15 protein-coding genes, 2 tRNA genes, 1 rRNA gene and 1 pseudogene are annotated in these 18,622 nt (G+C 39.8%); 16 read left to right on the forward strand and 3 right to left on the reverse strand.

Annotation, left to right across the window (positions count from 1 at the left end):
• Positions 1 to 293: 293 nt before the first annotated feature.
• The 7 genes from rrf to tsaD all read left to right on the forward strand — a co-directional run bounded on the left by rrf (position 294) and on the right by tsaD (position 3,949).
• Positions 294 to 409, forward strand: a 5S ribosomal RNA gene (gene rrf, locus ADU24_RS00860).
• A 43-nt stretch (positions 410 to 452) separates the two neighbouring features.
• Positions 453 to 526 (forward strand) — tRNA-Met (locus ADU24_RS00865).
• 3 nt (positions 527 to 529) lie between these two features.
• Positions 530 to 606 (forward strand) — tRNA-Asp (locus tag ADU24_RS00870).
• A gap of 702 nt (positions 607 to 1,308) precedes the next feature.
• A complete protein-coding gene (gene tsaE / locus ADU24_RS00880) occupies positions 1,309 to 1,785 on the forward strand; it encodes a tRNA (adenosine(37)-N6)-threonylcarbamoyltransferase complex ATPase subunit type 1 TsaE (RefSeq protein WP_053364863.1) in 477 nt (158 codons plus the stop codon).
• Positions 1,766 to 2,467, forward strand: coding sequence for a tRNA (adenosine(37)-N6)-threonylcarbamoyltransferase complex dimerization subunit type 1 TsaB (tsaB, locus tag ADU24_RS00885; RefSeq protein ID WP_053364864.1), 702 nt, complete (start codon positions 1,766 to 1,768; stop codon positions 2,465 to 2,467). The genes tsaE and tsaB overlap by 20 nt, the downstream gene beginning before the upstream one ends.
• Positions 2,460 to 2,930 (forward strand): ribosomal protein S18-alanine N-acetyltransferase, encoded by a 471-nt coding sequence (rimI, locus tag ADU24_RS00890; protein WP_053364865.1) that lies wholly within the window; start codon positions 2,460 to 2,462, stop codon positions 2,928 to 2,930. Before tsaB ends, rimI begins: the two co-directional genes overlap by 8 nt.
• Positions 2,927 to 3,949, forward strand: coding sequence for a tRNA (adenosine(37)-N6)-threonylcarbamoyltransferase complex transferase subunit TsaD (gene tsaD / locus ADU24_RS00895; RefSeq protein WP_053364866.1), 1,023 nt, complete (start codon positions 2,927 to 2,929; stop codon positions 3,947 to 3,949). The genes rimI and tsaD overlap by 4 nt, the downstream gene beginning before the upstream one ends.
• A gap of 217 nt (positions 3,950 to 4,166) precedes the next feature.
• Here tsaD and ADU24_RS00900 read toward each other — a convergent pair whose 3' ends face one another.
• Positions 4,167 to 6,083, reverse strand: a complete 1,917-nt coding sequence (locus ADU24_RS00900) for an ABC-F family ATP-binding cassette domain-containing protein (protein WP_053364867.1) — start codon at positions 6,081 to 6,083, stop codon at positions 4,167 to 4,169.
• A 359-nt stretch (positions 6,084 to 6,442) separates the two neighbouring features.
• On the opposite strand from ADU24_RS00900, the gene moaC reads away from it, so the two are divergent.
• Both moaC and ADU24_RS00910 read left to right on the forward strand, forming a co-directional pair.
• A complete protein-coding gene (moaC, locus tag ADU24_RS00905) occupies positions 6,443 to 6,937 on the forward strand; it encodes a cyclic pyranopterin monophosphate synthase MoaC (protein WP_053364868.1) in 495 nt (164 codons plus the stop codon).
• Positions 6,938 to 7,002: 65 nt separating this feature from the next.
• Positions 7,003 to 7,677 (forward strand): redox-sensing transcriptional repressor Rex, encoded by a 675-nt coding sequence (locus ADU24_RS00910; RefSeq protein WP_053364869.1) that lies wholly within the window; start codon positions 7,003 to 7,005, stop codon positions 7,675 to 7,677.
• Between the two features lie 13 nt (positions 7,678 to 7,690).
• Here ADU24_RS00910 and ADU24_RS00915 read toward each other — a convergent pair whose 3' ends face one another.
• A complete protein-coding gene (locus ADU24_RS00915) occupies positions 7,691 to 7,891 on the reverse strand; it encodes a YdiK family protein (protein WP_053364870.1) in 201 nt (66 codons plus the stop codon).
• Positions 7,888 to 8,622, reverse strand: a complete 735-nt coding sequence (locus tag ADU24_RS00920) for a CPBP family intramembrane glutamic endopeptidase (protein ID WP_053368716.1) — start codon at positions 8,620 to 8,622, stop codon at positions 7,888 to 7,890. The genes ADU24_RS00915 and ADU24_RS00920 overlap by 4 nt, the downstream gene beginning before the upstream one ends.
• Positions 8,623 to 8,878: 256 nt before the next feature.
• Between ADU24_RS00920 and groES the strand changes: the two genes are divergently transcribed.
• The 7 genes and pseudogenes from groES to ADU24_RS00950 all read left to right on the forward strand — a co-directional run bounded on the left by groES (position 8,879) and on the right by ADU24_RS00950 (position 18,589).
• The gene (groES, locus tag ADU24_RS00925) at positions 8,879 to 9,166 is read left to right on the forward strand and encodes a co-chaperone GroES (protein WP_053364871.1); all 288 of its coding nucleotides are present in this window, start codon (positions 8,879 to 8,881) and stop codon (positions 9,164 to 9,166) included.
• 57 nt (positions 9,167 to 9,223) lie between these two features.
• The gene (gene groL / locus ADU24_RS00930) at positions 9,224 to 10,852 is read left to right on the forward strand and encodes a chaperonin GroEL (RefSeq protein ID WP_053364872.1); all 1,629 of its coding nucleotides are present in this window, start codon (positions 9,224 to 9,226) and stop codon (positions 10,850 to 10,852) included.
• Positions 10,853 to 11,083: 231 nt separating this feature from the next.
• Positions 11,084 to 11,946 (forward strand): annotated as a pseudogene (locus ADU24_RS22845) (YitT family protein).
• A 717-nt stretch (positions 11,947 to 12,663) separates the two neighbouring features.
• Complete coding sequence (locus ADU24_RS00940; RefSeq protein ID WP_053364873.1) at positions 12,664 to 13,584, forward strand: helix-turn-helix domain-containing protein; 921 nt, start codon at positions 12,664 to 12,666, stop codon at positions 13,582 to 13,584.
• Positions 13,585 to 13,846: 262 nt separating this feature from the next.
• Positions 13,847 to 13,966: an FDLD family class I lanthipeptide gene (locus tag ADU24_RS23245; protein ID WP_197277456.1), complete on the forward strand. Its 120-nt coding sequence runs from the start codon at positions 13,847 to 13,849 to the stop codon at positions 13,964 to 13,966.
• Positions 13,967 to 14,192: 226 nt separating this feature from the next.
• Complete coding sequence (locus tag ADU24_RS00945) at positions 14,193 to 17,327, forward strand: lantibiotic dehydratase (protein ID WP_053364874.1); 3,135 nt, start codon at positions 14,193 to 14,195, stop codon at positions 17,325 to 17,327.
• A complete protein-coding gene (locus tag ADU24_RS00950; protein WP_053364875.1) occupies positions 17,324 to 18,589 on the forward strand; it encodes a lanthionine synthetase C family protein in 1,266 nt (421 codons plus the stop codon). The genes ADU24_RS00945 and ADU24_RS00950 overlap by 4 nt, the downstream gene beginning before the upstream one ends.
• The last annotated feature ends 33 nt before the right edge of the window (positions 18,590 to 18,622 follow it).

The following is an 18,622-nucleotide window of genomic DNA, read 5'->3' on the forward strand; positions in this document are numbered from 1 at the left end:
CCGCTGGTGTACCAGTTGTCTTGCCAAAGGCATCGCTGGGTAGCTATGTGCGGACGGGATAAGTGCTGAAAGCATCTAAGCATGAAGCCCCCCTCAAGATGAGATTTCCCATTCGTAAGAAGTAAGATCCCTGAAAGATGATCAGGTTGATAGGTCAGAGGTGGAAGCACGGCGACGTGTGGAGCTGACTGATACTAATCGATCGAGGACTTAACCAAATAGATTACCGTGTTCTTCCGAACTTCTTCTGAAAATTATCCAGTTTTGAGGGAATGAAACCTCAAACAACATAGTCCGGCAGTTATGGCGAGAAGGCCACACCCGTTCCCATACCGAACACGGAAGTTAAGCTTCTCAGCGCCGATGGTAGTTGGGGCCTTGCCCCTGTGAGAGTAGGACGTTGCCGGGCTATACCTTATTAGGTATATAGAAACAAAATACTTTTTTATCGTCGCGGGGTGGAGCAGTCCGGTAGCTCGTCGGGCTCATAACCCGAAGGTCGCAGGTTCAAATCCTGCCCCCGCAATATGGTCCGGTAGTTCAGTTGGTTAGAATGCCTGCCTGTCACGCAGGAGGTCGCGGGTTCGAGTCCCGTCCGGACCGCCATTTTAGTTTCATAGTTTTTTATGAAAAAAACGAAACATGGTTTCGTCTTTTTTTATAGGTAAAAGGATAAAATTCGAGATAGACCACGGTCATTGGCTGTGGTCATTTTAATTTTTTGGTGAGAATATCCACAGCAAGCATTTTGGATAATTTCCAATTCATTAACAAAAAATATAAACTTAATTGGAAAACTCAGGTTTGTAGTAGAGAATGAGGCAAAAACTACAATCATTTTCAGTCTAGCTAAATGCCCGATTAAAAAGGTGCCGGCTATATCAGGTATCTGACAAGCGAAGACGAGAACCGGGTTAGGGGAAAGTAAACTAATCCTTCACCCATGGATAAACCCTCCATTCCAAGGCACTTTTGCCCATTCTCCAAAAATCATGTAAACTACATAATGTAGACAAAATCCTTAGGAGCCATCCTAAGGGTTTTTCTAAGATATTGGATAGGTTCCCGGTTTTCATTATCAATGAAACCTAAGTAGCAAATGTCTATTGAACATGATTCCGGTTTCTTTATAAAGTTAACCTTAGTGGCAAGTTTATACTGGACAAATACACCGGAAACGACCAATGCAAGTAATGTATGGGAAACCAGACTGGGATTATCCATAAATTTTTCGTAAAGAGTACCCAGTATATCCACCAGCTTTACGTACGTAGTTGCATAAACACATTCCTTTAAAAAGGTGATTGAATGAAACCACTTGAATATGAATATAAATCTTCCTCGCCCGATGACACACTTGTTTTTGCCAAAAGGCTGGGGGACATGCTGAAGCCAGGCGATGTTTTAACATTGGAAGGTGATCTGGGTGCGGGAAAAACGACGTTTACCAAGGGTCTTGCCCAAGGGCTTGGAATTAAAAGAATGGTCAACAGCCCCACTTTTACAATCATTAAAGAATATCATGGCAGGCTGCCGTTGTATCACATGGATGTTTACAGGGTTACGGATGAGAGCGAGGACCTTGGTTTTGATGAGTATTTCGAAGGCGAAGGTGTCACGGTTGTTGAATGGGCACACTTAATAGGGGACCAATTACCCCAAGAACGGCTAGAGATTCAACTTTATCATGAACCCGATGGCGGAAGAAGGATCATTTTTTTCCCAAAGGGCTCGCGATATGAGCGATTATGTGAGGAGTTTTTTTATGAAGATCTTGGCAATTGATACGTCCAATTATCCGCTTGGTGTAGCGGTTATCGACGGGGATAAAGTGGTCGCTGAATATATTACCAATGTGAAACGGAACCACTCGGTCAGAATCATGCCTGCGATAGAATCCGCCATGAAGGAAGCGGAATTGAGGCCAGCAGATTTGAATAAAATTGTCGTTGCTGAAGGGCCTGGTTCTTATACAGGAGTCAGGATAGGCGTGACGATTGCTAAAACTTTGGCCTGGACACTTGGCATCCCTCTTTCGGGGGTTTCCAGCCTTGAAGTGCTTGCGATGGCTGGACGGTATTTCAATGGGTATATTTCTCCTGTTTTTGATGCCCGCAGGGGCCAGGTATATACAGGGCTTTATAAATTTGAAAACGGCCAACTGGTCACAGTGGAATCTGACCGGCTTGTTCTGATGGCTGATTGGGCGGAAAGACTCGCAGGCTTAAATGAGAGGACCTTGTTTATTGGCAATGATGTTGCCCTTCATGTAGATACGATCGGTCCGGTAATGGGGGAAAAGGCAATAATTTCAGCCCCTGCCGAAAGAAATCCGCGTCCGTCTGAACTTGCGCTTCTTGGTAAAAACAAACCTGATGCGGATGTCCATTCGTTTGTCCCTAATTATATTCGCCTGGCGGAAGCGGAAGCAAAATGGCTTGAATCAAGGGGACGGTCACATGAATAACCAGGCGGCGGAAGGCAATGGATTAGTTACATTCCGCTTTATGCGGGAAGAAGATATTGACCAAATCCTGATTGTGGAACATGAATCATTCACTCTCCCCTGGAGCAGGGAAGCATTTTACAATGAATTGCACCATAATCAATACGCTGTTTATATCGTGCTCGAAGATAAAGGCAAAATCATAGGCTACGGCGGTGTATGGATTGTACTGGATGAGGCTCATATTACCAATATAGCGGTTTTGCCCCAATACCGCGGCAGGAAGCTTGGCGAAGCGCTTCTGAAAAAAGTGCTGGACGTGGCAAGGGAACAGGGCGCTGAAACGGCAACGCTTGAGGTTCGTGTATCCAATGAGCCAGCCAGGTCATTATACAAAAAGTTGGGCTTTCAGGAAGGCGGTTTAAGGAAAAAATATTATTCCGACAACCAGGAAGACGGAATCGTTATGTGGGTGAAATTATGATGAAAGACCAATTGATTTTGGGAATTGAGACAAGCTGTGACGAGACAGCGGTAGCGATTGTAAGGAATGGCCGGGAAATTTCAGCGAATGTTGTGGCTTCTCAAATTGAGAGCCATAAGCGTTTTGGCGGAGTTGTCCCGGAAATTGCCTCCCGTCACCATGTGGAAGAAATAACGATTGTTGTGGAGGAGGCTCTAAAACAGGCGGAGGCGACACTTGAAGACATTGATGCCATTGCCGTCACGGAAGGACCGGGCCTTGTAGGTGCGTTGCTGATTGGCGTAAACGCGGCGAAGGCTCTCGCTTTTGCACATCAAAAGCCGCTTGTCCCCGTTCACCATATCGCCGGCCATATTTATGCGAACAGGCTGCTGACGGAGATGAAATTTCCGCTTCTGGCCCTCGTTGTTTCCGGCGGCCATACTGAACTTGTTTTTATGAAAGAACACGGGCATTTCGAAGTAATTGGAGAAACACGGGATGATGCCGCGGGCGAGGCTTATGACAAAGTCGCCCGAGTCCTGAATATGCCATACCCGGGCGGCCCGCATATCGACCGGCTTGCGCAGGAAGGGACAGCAAAAATCCCGCTGCCACGCGCATGGCTTGAAGAAGGGTCTTATGATTTTAGCTTCAGCGGTTTAAAATCGGCGGTAATCAATACTGTCCATAATGCGGAACAACGCGGCGAGTCAATTGCACCGGAAGACCTGGCTGCAAGCTTCCAACAAAGTGTTATTGAGGTTCTTGTTGAAAAAACAGTCCGCGCTGCCAATGAGTATGGTGTCGGACAGGTGCTGCTTGCCGGCGGGGTGGCAGCCAACAAGGGGCTGAGAAAGGCTCTTGAGGATGCGTTTGGCCAAAAGGAAGGGGTCGAGCTTGTCATTCCCCCATTGTCTCTATGCACGGACAATGCGGCGATGATTGCGGCAGCAGGAAGTGTTATGTTTGATAAAGGAGTCAGGGGGAGCCTTGCTTTAAATGCAAACCCGGGACTTGATATTGAAAAATACAATTGACAATGTAGGGCAGCGAGAACATTTCGCCGCCCTTTTTGTTGTGGATAAAAATTTATCTCCTCCTCACCGTATTGTGGATAAGCACGGGTGTTCCTGTTGATAATGTGGATAAAAATGATGTGTTCTGTGGATAAAGTGGATAAGTCCGTTGATAACTGATATACCAGCAACTTTATTGTGTATAAAAATGTGGAAAAGCGCAGGGAAGCCCTGCGCTTTAATCAGCAAGTTCCGCCCATTGTTCCATTAACTGGTCCAATTCCTGGCGGGCATTATCATTTTCAGTATTAATAACCAATACCCTTTCGTGATCCTGATAAACCTCTGGATTACAAAGAAGCGATTCATTCTCTTCAATTAGTGCTTCAAGGTCCTCAATTCGTGCCTCGATCTCTTCTAGCTTCCGTTTTCTTTGCCGCTCGAGCTTCTTGGATTCTTTATCTTGCTGGAACGTATTTTTGGAGGCAGGAGTCTCTGTAAACGATGCTGAAGCGGCTTTTTCCATTGCTAAAAGCTCTGCCGCTTCCTGTTTTTTTTCTAGAAAATAATCATAATCACCTAGATATTCCACACCGCCGTCCGTTCTCAGTTCCAGGACCTTTGTTGCGATCCGGTTGATAAAATAGCGATCATGTGAGACGAACAGGATTGTCCCGGGGTAATCGATGAGTGCATTTTCGAGCACTTCCTTGCTGTCAAGGTCAAGGTGGTTTGTCGGTTCGTCGAGAATAAGGAAATTCGCTCTTTGGAGCATCAATTTGGCCAGGGCGAGGCGCGCTTTTTCACCGCCGCTTAAAGTTGAAACGGGCTTCAGGACATCATCACCGGAGAAAAGGAAGTTGCCAAGCACTGTCCGGATCTCTTTTTCGGTTTTCATAGGGTAATCATCCCAAAGTTCATTTAATACCCGCTTGTTCGACCTAAGGTTCGCCTGTTCCTGGTCGTAATAGCCTATCATTACGTTTGTCCCGCAGTGGATTGAACCTGCATGTGCGGGAAGGTTTTTAATAATGGTTTTGAGCAAGGTTGATTTCCCGATTCCATTTGGCCCGACAAGCGCGATGCTGTCTCCTTTTGTGATGGAAAAAGAGATGTCCTCCGCAACCGGAGTTTCATACCCTACTGCCAAAGCATCAACCAGCAGAACATCATTGCCGCTTTGACGTTCAATTTCAAACGAGAATGTGGCTGATTTTTCATCTCCGGAAGGCCGGTCCATCAGCTCCATCTTCTCAAGTTTTTTCCGCCTGCTTTGTGCTCGCTTTGTCGTTGAGGCTCTTGCAAGATTCCGCTGTATGAAATCCTGGAGTTTTGCCACCTCATCCTGCTGCTTTTCGTACTGCTTCAGGTCGCGCTCAAAGTTTTCTGCCTTTTGAACAAGGTAGGAACTGTAGTTGCCAACAAACCGGTTGATTTGCCGGCGGGACAATTCGTATACCTGGTTGACGACCTTGTCGAGGAAGTATCGGTCGTGGGAAACAATCAGAATCGCGCCATGATAATTTTGCAGGTACGTCTCAAGCCAGGACAGTGTTTCAATATCAAGGTGGTTCGTCGGCTCGTCCAATATGAGAATGTCCGGTTTCCCCAGCAGCAGCTTCCCGAGTGCCAGACGCGTTTTCTGGCCGCCGCTCAGGCTTGATATGCTTGTTGAATAGTCAAAGGTATGGAAGTTGAGTCCGTGGAGAACGGAACGGATGTCCGCCTCGTATTGATATCCCCCCATCTCCTTGTATCGGACCTGGAGCTCGTCATAGTCCTTTAATACTCTGTCATATTTGCCGGAGTCGCCGATAATGGATGGATCGGCCATTTGCCCTTCCAGCTCCCTTAACGAAACCTCCAGCTTACGGACAGGCTCGAAAACCTTCAGCATTTCATCCCAAATTGACAATGACGATTCAAGGCCGGTATTTTGGGCGAGATAACCGATGGTAACATCTTTCGGCTTAATGATTTCACCGCCATCATATCCGATATGGCCGGCGATTATTTTGAGGAGCGTCGATTTCCCCGCGCCATTCCGGCCGACCAGTGCAACCCGGTCCCTGTTTTGCAGTTCAAGCTTTATATTCGATAAAATCTGTTCAGCTCCGTAGTATTTTTCAAGGTTGTTCACTTGAAGCAAAATCATACTTTTCACCCCATTACTATCTTGAGTGTAACGCATAAGGGGTTGCCCGGCAATGTGTGAACCTTCCACTAGTAGTGGTTTTCCACGGATGGTTTAAGCCTGTAAGGCAGGGGAATAGGGTCCATATATGCCATTTTTTTATAAAAAGGCGGCATAATCATGCTAATAGTATAAAAATGAAACAACATTTGTGAAACATGGAACAAAGATCATACACAATTTCCGGAAAATAGTGTATGATTTTTATAACACATAGAACGAGTTTACAGGATAACAGGATAGAAAAACGGCCAGGTCCCATTCGCGAACACGGGATCAATCCGCCAGGGTGTTCCGTTTTTGGGAAAGGAGTTTTTAGGATGGCTGAATTTACGCATTTCAATGAAGAAGGCAGGGCGAAAATGGTTGATGTCAGCGATAAGCCGGAAACCGCAAGAACGGCTATCGCCCGCTCAAGCATAACGGTAAATCACGATATTTATGAAAAAATAACGAACAATAAAATGAAAAAGGGCGATGTGCTTGCAGTAGCCCAGGTCGCCGCTGTGATGGCAGCGAAGAAAACGTGGGAAATCATACCGATGTGCCACCCAATCCCACTCACAGGCGTGGATATTGCGTTTCGGTGGGAAGAGGGAGCGGAAGGACAACAGCTAATGATTTCAGCATCTGTCAAGACGAAAGGAAATACAGGCGTGGAAATGGAGGCGCTAACGGCTGCCTCTGTCTGCGCATTAACCATATACGATATGTGCAAAGCTGTAGATAAAGGGATGGTGATCGGGCCTACCTATCTTGTTGAAAAAACAGGCGGCAAGCATGGCGATTTTAAAAGAGAACAAGAGGTCCAATAATAAATTGGCCGCCAATGGCCAGGGGGGCCTGCGAGAAAAAATAAACCGGGGCAGGGGATCAATGGATGAATGAAACGATGAAAATACCGCAGGCAACCGCCAAAAGGCTGCCATTATATTACCGATTTTTAAAGAATTTGCATTCCTCAGGAAAGCAGAGGGTTTCATCCGCCGAACTTAGCGAAGCGGTTAAAGTGGATTCGGCTACGATACGAAGGGATTTTTCATATTTTGGAGCACTTGGCAAAAAGGGTTATGGCTATAACGTAAACTACCTGCTTGGGTTCTTCCGGAAGACGCTTGACCAGGATGAGCTTACAAAAGTGGCACTCATCGGGGTCGGAAACCTTGGGACTGCCTTTTTGAACTATAACTTCCTGAAAAACAATAACACAAAAATAGAAGTGGCCTTCGATGTTGACCCGGATAAGGTGGGGACAAAAATCGGCAACGTTCCAATCCACAGCCTTGATGACCTGGAAACATACCTGAACAATGACAATGTTACCGTCGCCATTTTAACCGTGCCCGCTTCTGTCGCCCAGCCAATCACTGACCGGCTTGTTAAAACGAATGTGAAAGGGATTTTAAACTTCACGCCCGCAAGGCTGAATGTCCCCCGTTCCATTCGGGTCCACCATATTGATCTTGCGGTTGAATTGCAGTCCTTGATTTACTTCCTGAAAAATTATCCTGGAGTCGATTTTTCGGAAGAGGGAGCAGAAGAAGCAGAAAAGTGAGCCTGATAAGGGCTCACTTTTTTTGAATTCGTTTTAGCTTGTAATGGAAACCGATCATCCGAATGCCTGCCCCAAGATCAAAGGTGGCCAAGATCACTAGGAGATAGGAAAAGAATCCCCAGCCTTCGTCCCTTACGCTACCCACGGCAAAATACGTAAACAAAATCCCGAGCAGGAGGTACACGATGCCGGAAAACAATGGTGATTGCCTCATAAAAACCCTCCGATAAAGTTTTGCATCTGTTCTGCTTCACGCAGGAATTTCTCAATCTCCTCACGGTAAACACTCTGCATCAAAACGACGAGCGTATTCATCGTAACGTGCGCAATGATCGGGACAATAATCCGTTTTGTCTGAACATAAAGGAAAGCAAATGTGAATCCAATGGCAGAGTATATCAGGATATGTTCGAATTCCATGTGCGCAGCGGCAAAAATAACAGAACTGATCAATGCGGAAACAAAGAAATTAAACCGCTTGTGAAGGCTGCCGAAAATGATCTTCCGGAACACGATTTCCTCTAGAATAGGTCCGATGACCGAACTGATGATGATCACCGCGGGGAAGTTGTCAATCATCCGCATGATCGAACGGGTATTATCCGACCCCATTTTAATTCCAAGCATCTGCTCCACCATGGCAGCGGCCCATTGGGCGAAAAGGGCGAGGAAAATTCCGCCGATGGCCCAGGATATCGACTGTGGTAAGGTAGCCGCATTCCTGTTTTCAATTGAGCTGGCCATTTCCTTTCGCAGGAGGAACAGCGTAATCAGGAATGCCAGCGCAAAGCTGATCATCAGCCAGTAATTTAAGGCATACATCTGCGTTTCCCGGGCGCTGTTTCCGGCGCCGTCAAGTACCATTGCCATAAGGGGAACCCCCACTAGGCTTGAAAGCTGCATGGCGATATATACAATAAGAATCCAACCGTATTCACGTTTCAAAATGGCAAGCTCCTTTATACTTTTTGCATCACTTTTCATTCTACTCACAAAGGCAAACTTATTTCAATCAGAAAACCTTCCTGTATAGCCTTTGCCAAAGCGGACATACTCATAAGGTTCATTTTTTTTTGAAAAAATTCATGCTTCGCGCTTGCAAAAAAAACGGGTTTTCATTATTATAATAATTGTGTTAGCACTCACTAGTATAGAGTGCTAATAAGCGACTACATAAAACCATTTGAGGAGGTTGTTTAAATTGTTAAGACCACTTGGCGATCGCATTATCATTGAGCTTGTCGAGTCTGAAGAAAAGACTGCAAGCGGCATTGTTTTGCCTGACACTGCAAAGGAAAAGCCGCAGGAAGGCAAAGTTGTAGCAGTAGGTTCCGGCCGTGTACTAGATAGCGGCGAGCGTGTAGCTCCGGAAGTATCTGTCGGCGACCGTATCATCWTCTCAAAATATGCCGGCACTGAAGTGAAGTACCAGGGAACTGAATACCTAATCCTTCGTGAAAGCGATATTCACGCCGTTATCGGCGAATAATTGCCTGAACTCAGGGCATATACCTAATTTTATCTGACTTGAGGAGGTTTTTGAACAATGGCAAAAGAAATTAAGTTCAGTGAAGACGCGCGCCGTGCAATGCTTCGCGGTGTAGATGCTCTTGCAAATGCTGTTAAAGTTACGCTTGGGCCTAAAGGGCGCAACGTTGTTCTTGAAAAGAAATTTGGTTCACCGCTTATTACAAACGACGGTGTCACTATCGCGAAAGAAATCGAGCTTGAAGACGCATTCGAAAACATGGGCGCAAAGCTTGTTGCCGAAGTGGCAAGCAAAACAAACGATGTTGCCGGTGACGGTACAACGACTGCGACTGTCCTTGCTCAGGCAATGATCCGCGAAGGCTTGAAGAACGTAACTGCCGGCGCGAATCCAATGGTCCTCCGCAAAGGGATTGAGAAAGCTACAAAAGTTGCCCTTGAAGAATTGAAGGCAATTGCCAAACCAATTGAAGGAAAAGCATCAATTGCTCAAGTTGCTGCTATTTCCGCTGACAACGATGAAGTCGGCCAATTGATCGCTGAAGCAATGGAGCGTGTTGGCAATGACGGTGTTATTACGATTGAAGAGTCCAAAGGTTTCGCTACCGAGCTTGATGTAGTAGAAGGTATGCAATTTGACCGCGGATATGCTTCTCCGTATATGGTTACTGATTCCGATAAAATGGAAGCAGTTCTTGAAAATCCGTATATTCTGATCACTGACAAGAAAATCTCCAGCATCCAGGAAATCCTGCCTGTCCTTGAGCAGGTTGTCCAGCAAGGCAAGCCTTTGCTTTTGATTGCTGAAGATGTTGAAGGTGAAGCGCTTGCTACATTGGTAGTCAACAAGCTTCGCGGAACATTCAATGCAGTTGCTGTTAAGGCTCCTGGCTTTGGCGACCGCCGCAAAGCAATGCTTGAAGACATCGCTGCCCTTACAGGCGCGGAAGTCATTACGGAAGATCTTGGCCGCGACCTTAAGTCCGCAACAATCCAATCTCTTGGCCGTGCTTCCAAGGTTGTGGTTTCAAAAGAGAACACAACAATCGTTGAAGGTGCAGGAGACTCTGCTGCAATTTCTGCACGCGTGAATCAAATCCGCGTCCAGCTTGAAGAAACAACTTCAGAGTTCGACCGTGAAAAACTTCAGGAGCGCCTTGCAAAATTGGCTGGCGGCGTAGCTGTCATCAAGGTTGGCGCTGCAACTGAAACGGAATTGAAAGAGCGCAAGCTTCGCATTGAAGACGCCCTGAACTCAACACGTGCTGCTGTTGAAGAAGGTATCGTTTCCGGTGGTGGGGTTGCCCTCCTGAATGTATACAGCAAAGTGGCTCAAATCCAGGCTGAAGGCGATGAGCAAACTGGCGTGAACCTCGTTCTTCGCGCTATGGAAGAGCCTGTCCGCACGATTGCACAAAACGCAGGCCTTGAAGGCTCTGTCATTGTTGAGCGCCTGAAGCGTGAAGAAATCGGCACAGGCTTCAACGCTGCTACTGGCGAGTGGGTAAACATGATCGAAGCAGGTATCGTCGACCCTACAAAGGTTACACGTTCCGCGCTTCAAAACGCTGCATCCGTGGCGGCTATGTTCTTGACAACTGAAGCAGTTGTTGCCGACAAACCTGAGGAAAACAAAGGTGGCGGCATGCCGGACATGGGCATGGGCGGAATGGGCGGCATGATGTAATAAAGACGAATAAATCCTGAAATTTAGGAATTTATAAGTCTTTACTAAATCTAGAATGTCCGAAAAATTGACCGATATTTTTTAATGAGATTTTTAGAGAGGCCTTTCATTAAGTTAGTGAACTTAATGAAAGACCTCTTTTTATGTCTATCTTACCCCCTTAAACTTACTCCTAAGAAAAAACATAATATTGTACGACTTAAATGATCCACAATATAATGATGAGAGTTTGTGCTAAGCAGTGAGGTAGAGTATGAAAAAAAAACCAGAGACATCATTTTTATCATTATTGGTGCCTTTCTTTTTGCGTTAGGTGTTAATTTATTTGTTATTCCGAACGAGCTTGGGGAAGGCGGGGTAACTGGTATCACAATTATTACCTACTATTTATTTGAATGGTCACCAGGTTTAGTCAGCTTAATTCTGAATGTATTTTTGTTAATAATTGGTTATAAAATTTTTAAATAAGGTAACAACGATTTATACGATTATTGCAGTGGTTTTTAATTCGCTATTTCTTCATCTGACAGAAGGTTGGAATATTGCTTCTGATGAAATGATGGTGAATGCTATTTTTGGAGGAATCATTATAGGGGCTGGGATTGGTTTAATTATTCGGGTTGGTGGAACAACAGCAGGTACTAACATCTTAGCAAGGATTACACATAAGTTTTTAGGATGGAATATTAGCTATGGTCTATTGTTCTTTGATTTAATTGTCGCTTTTTCATCTTATTTTATCATTGGTGCAAAAAAGTTGATGCTGACAATTATTATGCTATATGTTGGAACGAAAGTGATGGAATTTGTAATCGAAGGCTTGAATCCGAAGAAGGCCATTACGATTATTTCTGATAAACCGGATGACATTGCCAAACAGGTAACTACATCAATGGACAGAGGGGTAACCGTATACTCGGGTCATGGTTATTACCCAAAAACCCCCAAGGAAATTCTTTATATTGTTATTAGTAAGCAAGAAGTAATAAAGTTGAAAGGAATTGTTCAATCAACTGATCCGAATGCCTTTCATCGCTATACACGATGTTCGTGATATGTTCGGAGAAGGATTTATTGATATTTCTAAAGCATAATAAGAGCCTGTTTTAAAAGAGTTTGAATTTGAACAGTTGGTATTAGATAAATATCTACCTGTTTTAATTACTAATCCAGAGGCAGAGTCAGCCCATTTTAATCGATAAATGACTTTTTGCTAAAAATAGACTACATCCTCACCCTACTGGCGGAATGATGTAATGAATTCCTAAAACGCCATAGTATATATGGAGTTTTGAGTGAAATTCTAACATTTGCTATCATTGAGTTTTTAACTGGGGCTTCTCATAAGTTGACCAAACTTATGGGGAGCTTCTTTTTTTATGTTGCTAACTTTACTATTATTTAATAAAAGCAAAAGACCACTCCTGCCAAAACGGTGACTGGGCGGTCTTCAAAAAATTCTCAATTAGATTTTTTCTGAGAGAACATATTCTTATAATATGCATTCACCTATTAATTTTCGTAGGGAAGTTCTTTTAAATAAGGTTCATTTTCGATACTAAAAGTAAACAAAAGGGAAAGAGTAACTCCTAAAGTAAATAGTTTTATCAAAAAGTTCTTCATGTTAAATTCACCTCATCTAATATACTAATTAATCTCAACTATTTTAATTCATTATAATATATTTAATAAAACGAAAAATTATTGAATAGTTCGATTATTCTACCTATTTTTCGAATTTTTCCGACTAATATGTCAATAATTGTGATAAAATATAAATATAGGAATATTTTTGAAATAAAGGTGATATTATGGATAATCAAGTGGGKWAGGAAATTAAAAGATTAAGGCAAGTAATTGGGATGACACAAGCTAAGTTATGTAAAGATATTTGCACCCAAGCAATGATTAGTAAAATTGAAAAGGGAGAAACATACCCATCCGCAAATATCCTCTTTCAACTGTCTAAGAGATTAGATGTCGAAATGGAACATTTTTTTAGATTTTCTAAAATACCAAATCAAGAGTATATTCATTATTTTTATCAACAATTACGGAAGGAAGTTAGAAATAAAAATTATAAAGAAGTAGAAAAATTAATTAAAAAAGAAGAGAAGAACCCTGTCTTTAGATTGCCGGAATTAAGACAAGTACTACTTTGGCATAAAGGGATGGTAGCATACTACGTGCATCAAAATAATGTTGAGGCTAAAAAATTATTAAATCAAGCATTGACTATTAATAATCATTTTGAGGGTACTGAGTTTTATACTGAAAGAGAAATTGAAATTCTTAATACATTAGCTGTAATACATGCAGAAGAAGAAATGTTTGAAGAAGCTCATGAATGTTATCTGATTGCGATGAAGTTGATTAATAGAAAGCTTCCAATTAAAGATGTATCTATATTCATACGTGTAATATATAATTTTGCAAAGGTTAAAACTAGATTAGGAGATTACCATGCTTCCATTCGTTTATGTGAAAAGGGGATAGATCTCTGTAAGGAAACAAATATTATGTATCTTCTCGGTGAGTTGAATTATCATCTTGGCTTTAATTATGAAAAAAATAAAATGAATCACGAAAAATGTTTGGAGTATTATAAAAAGGCGATAACAATTTTTAATATCCAAGAGGACATTAAGTATATCAATTTTATTGAAAAAAAAATGAATACAATAATGGGCGAAAAGTGTAAGGGCTATCAGAGTAAACATCCCATTAAATAATACATCAATTCTAATTATTCATGAGTCCCGGCCTGGAAGAGGTAGGGGCTTTTTGCCTACCTATATATATTTAGTAGGTTAATATTACTATATTTATATTTATCAATAAAATATGGAACTACCAGTTGATTAGTTTGTAAATATTCAGATAGTTGTCTGGTTACGGGGAAATCGTAAGCTGCAATAACCTGTTATTATGAATTTAGTTGTAAATAATTTATCTACAGCTTTTATGAAAAATCATTTGGAAGGAGGGCTAAAAGTGGAAAAAGATCTATTTGATTTAGATATTCAATTTACACCATCTTCTGATAAAGAGGAAAAAAATAATATCTATACTTCAACTGTACCATCAATCTGGTTTGATTGTATCGAACCCTAATCAGTTCGAAAGGTATAAATGAATCATTTTCAATAACGATTTTTTAGTGATTTGAAATTACTAATTAATTGTTTAAAAAAGGTGGGGGATTAATGGAAATTGGTAAATTTAACATTAATTCCCCGTAACAGTAATACGTATAAAGTTAAACGGCACCTAGGGAGTTTTGGTGCTTTTTTTTATTCGTAAATGCAAATAAATTGTAAAGGATGTTACGATACAAACTATGGATAAAGATTTATATAAATGTATAGATCAATATATGATCAGAATTCCATTACTACCTTTAAACTATTTTTATAATTTGAAAAGCGATTCGGATTTAATTAATTTGGTGAAAGACAGGAATGGAATTAGTGAAATAATAAAAGAAGCTATATCTGTTTCTAGTCCTTCTTTAAAAAATTCGTTAAATGAAATAGACTTCCTAAATTCAAATGACAAACAACTGGAAAAAGTAAAAAGGTCATTGTTTAAATACATAAATAGAATGTCGACCCGGTGTACTCCCTACGGAATAATGGGGGGAATTAATATAGGAACATTTTCTAATAAGTCTAATCTTACTATTAATTCATCTGAATTTTTTTTAAAAAGGGCTAAACCCGATATGGAATGGCTAACTAAATTAATTCAGGATTTACATACTAATTTGCAACTTGTAAGTGAGCTGCAAGTTGTTAGGAATAATATTATTTATACTATGGGAAACAGATACAAATTACCTACAAATAAAGGCGCTCAATCACAAAATGAAGATAGCCTTAACAATTTTTCATTTTCGAAAAATGCTCTAACAAACTATGTTTTAGACCAGTGTGTAAATCCTATTGAGTTTGTGACTCTTGTAAATCTTGTAATAGAAAAATTTAAGGTAAAGGATTATAAGAAAGTAGCAGAGTATGTCCATTCATTAGTAAAAAATAATATATTGCTGACTAACTTGAAACCTGCATATTTTGAATCAAAGCCTTTGGATTATATCATATCTGTTCTTGAATGCTCAGATAAAAATGAAAATATAACAAGTAAATTAAAAAATATTGCACAGATGATTTCCAAATACAATAATGTTCAAGTAGGGGATGGAAATCAATTATTTTCTGATACCGTAAATTTAATGAGGAAAATTGTGGATGTTAAAGATCCATTGCATGTAGATATGAAATTTACATCAAAAGAACCTTTGGAAATTAACGATAAAGTAAAAGAGGAAATTGAAGAGGTCACTAGTGTCATGTGGAGAATTTCTCCTAATGATAGTAGAGGTTTTTCCAATCTAATGACATATAAAAGACATTTCGTGGAAAAGTATGGTAATTATATAGAAGTCCCACTATTAGAATTACTAGACCAAGATTCCGAGTTCGGGCCACCTCCAGGTTATACCAATTCTCATATGAAAAATGAGAATAAGCAGCATGTAAAGGAAACGAAGCGGAATACAATAATATCTGATTTATATTTTAAAGCAATTCAAAGTAATAAAGAGGAGTTAGTTTTAACAAAGGAAATACTGGGAAAATTTGATTTGATTAAACAGGAGAAAAATCAAAAGAAATATCCATCTTCAATGGAATTATATTTTAGCCTTTGTTACGACAACACTGAAGATATCGATAATGGAAATTATACATTAATATCCGGTGGGGCAATTGCTTCTGATAATGCAGGTAAAACTTTTGGACGTTTTGCAAAATTAATGGAAAAAGAATTTAATGATATTTCAAAACCTTTAATTGATCACGAAGAAGAGAAATTGGATATCATTTTTGGAGAGGTTCTTTTTAACTCTGTAACATTAAGAATCAATAATTTACTGCAAGCTTTACCTTCTAGAAAATACCTTATAAATTGTACTGAGAATCCCATAAAAGATTTAGATAATCATAAAATAATTGATTTAAAAGATTTGCTTGTTGGTTTTGACGGAAATTACTTTTATCTAAAGTCAAAGAAATATAACAAAATAGTAGAACCAATATTTAATAGTATGGTTAACACAAATTTAGCCCCTTCAGTTGTAAGATTTATTTTTGATATTTCTTTGGAAAAACAGAGAAACTTATTACCATTTGACTGGGGTTTATTAAACTCTTTTGTATATTTACCAAGGGTAAGATACAAAAACACAATACTTTCTCCTGCTAGATGGACACTTTATAAAAATCAATTTTCTCATAAAGAAAACACTTTTAAGGCATGGCAAATTGAGTTTAAAAAATGGACAGAAGCTTATTGTATGAAGCAATTTGTTTACCTAACTTATGCCGATAATAAATTATTAATTGACATTCATAATAATATGCATTTGAAAGAATTAAAAAAAGTATATGATACATTGGGGGAAGATGGCAGACTTGTTTTTATTGAGGATTTTTCGAATTTATATAATATAAATAAACATGCAATTGAGCTAGTATTTCCATTAGTTAAATTACAAAAGGAAGCGAATATTGTTAATTTGCCAAGAAATACAACGATTATTAGCCAGGATCGTATTTTTTTTCCAGGTAGTGAATGGCTTTTTCTTAAATTATATTGTCCGGATACGAGGGAAGATGAACTTATAGGAAACCACCTATTTGAATTCTCTAATGAAATGTGTACGCAGGTTCCTATTAATAAAAGCTATTTTATGAGGTATTCTGACCCTGACCCTCATATAAGATTAAGGTTTAATGGAGATCCTATTATCCTAACAAATCAAGTACTTCCCAAGAWATCAGATTGGACACAGAAATTATTTGAAGAGGGATTGCTACATAAAGTGACAATTGATACATATGAAAGGGAAATTGAGAGATACGGCGGCTCTGGATTAATCAATCATGCTGAACAGATTTTCGCTAAGGATTCTGAATTAGTTGAAGTATGGATAAATAAAAATAGAAAAAAAGAACTTAGTATGAGCCTTGAAAACCTTGCAATTGTAAGTATTATTGACTATTTGAAAAGTTTCGAATTGGATTTGAATGAACAGATGAATTGGTTCAACAAACGAACTAATCATAAGCATCAAAGTATGTACTTCAGACAAATTAAAGATGAGTTAATACCTGTGATTATTCGATATTCTAATAATGCTATTGTTAAAGATACTTTTGAATCTGAATTGTTCCAACAGCTAAGTGATAGAAGAAAGATAGTAAAAGAATATATCCTTTCTATTGAAGATAAATCCTTATTAACAAATACCATGGATGATATAATAGCCAGCTTCGTTCACCTTCATTTAAATAGACTAATTGGAAGGGATAGAGTATATGAATTGAAGCTCCTTACTCTAGCTAGGCATACTTTAAAAACATTTAATGGTTTAGTTAGTAACGTTGATATCGAAAGGTGGAAAGAGTCATGAGCATTGGAAATATTGGTATCAATGAAACTGACAAAAAGATAAAAATAAAGTATTATGCTCAGTTATTTGCGGAATCATTAATTGAAGACCAATATATACCACCTAAGAATGACATTAGCCTCTCAAAAGGTTTATTAGGACATTCACTATTTTTAGGAGAAATGTCAAATTTATTTCCGGACCAAGGTTATGAGAAGTTCCATCATAAATGTTTTTTTATGATTAAAAACATAATTGAAAATGAAGGATTACATTCATTATCTCTCTGGCAAGGTTTGAGTGGTTTTGGACTTGCAACCACACAAAGTATCGAATGGAATCTTGGTTATAATAACTTATTAAATGTAATTAACAATCAGTTGAATATCGAATTAAAAAGCTACATTAAGCAAATTCAGGATATGAAAAATGAACTAAGTGTTTCTCATTACGACACTATATTGGGAGCAACCGGAATAGGGAGATATTTATTAATTCATGCAAAGACTAATGAAGAATTGTGCATTCATTTAGAGCTAATTTTAAGATATCTTATTGACTTATCAAGAATTAATCAGTCAGAGGCAGGTATTAAGTTCCTTTGGCATATTAAACAAGAAAATCAGCTCGAAAGAGACAAACAAACTTTCCCCAGTGGTCTAATTGACTTAGGTATTGCTCATGGTGTAAGTGGTCCGTTAGCGTTATTATCTCTTTCCTTTTTAATGGGGATAAAACTCGAAGGGCAAGAAGAAGCGATAAAGAGTATTGTGACTTTGCTAATGAAACATTGTGTAGCGGATAAAGAAGGTGATTTATTATGGCCAGGCAGGATTGATCCTCAAAAAGAAACAAAAGCGAATAGCTATCATGCATGGTGCTATGGGACACCAGGGATAGCAAGGGCACTATGGTTAGCAGGAAGAGCACTTAATGATAAGAGACTAATGAATCTAAGTACGGATGTGTTTGAAAGACTTACTAGATATAAAATAGAAACATGGCCAACCAAAGACTTTTCTATATGTCATGGTTATTCTGGGATGCTTTTGCTTATTAATAGAATGTATGAAGATACAAAGAATGCTAATCTTGTAAAACTTAGAGACAACTTAATAAATTTTATACTTGAAAAGGTTGAATCTTCTCCTAATCAATTAATTATGAATTCTAAACAAAATGATAATGGTTTCTTAGATGGACTTACCGGGATGTATACTACTCTTGTGAGTCAACTAAATGGGTCACCTCCAAGTTGGGATTCAAGTCTATTAATTTCCTAAAGTAGGATAGAACCATCAACTTTTGAATATTTT

Source organism: Bacillus sp. FJAT-27245, from assembly GCF_001273955.1.
In the GTDB taxonomy this organism is placed as follows: domain Bacteria; phylum Bacillota; class Bacilli; order Bacillales; family Cytobacillaceae; genus Bacillus_D.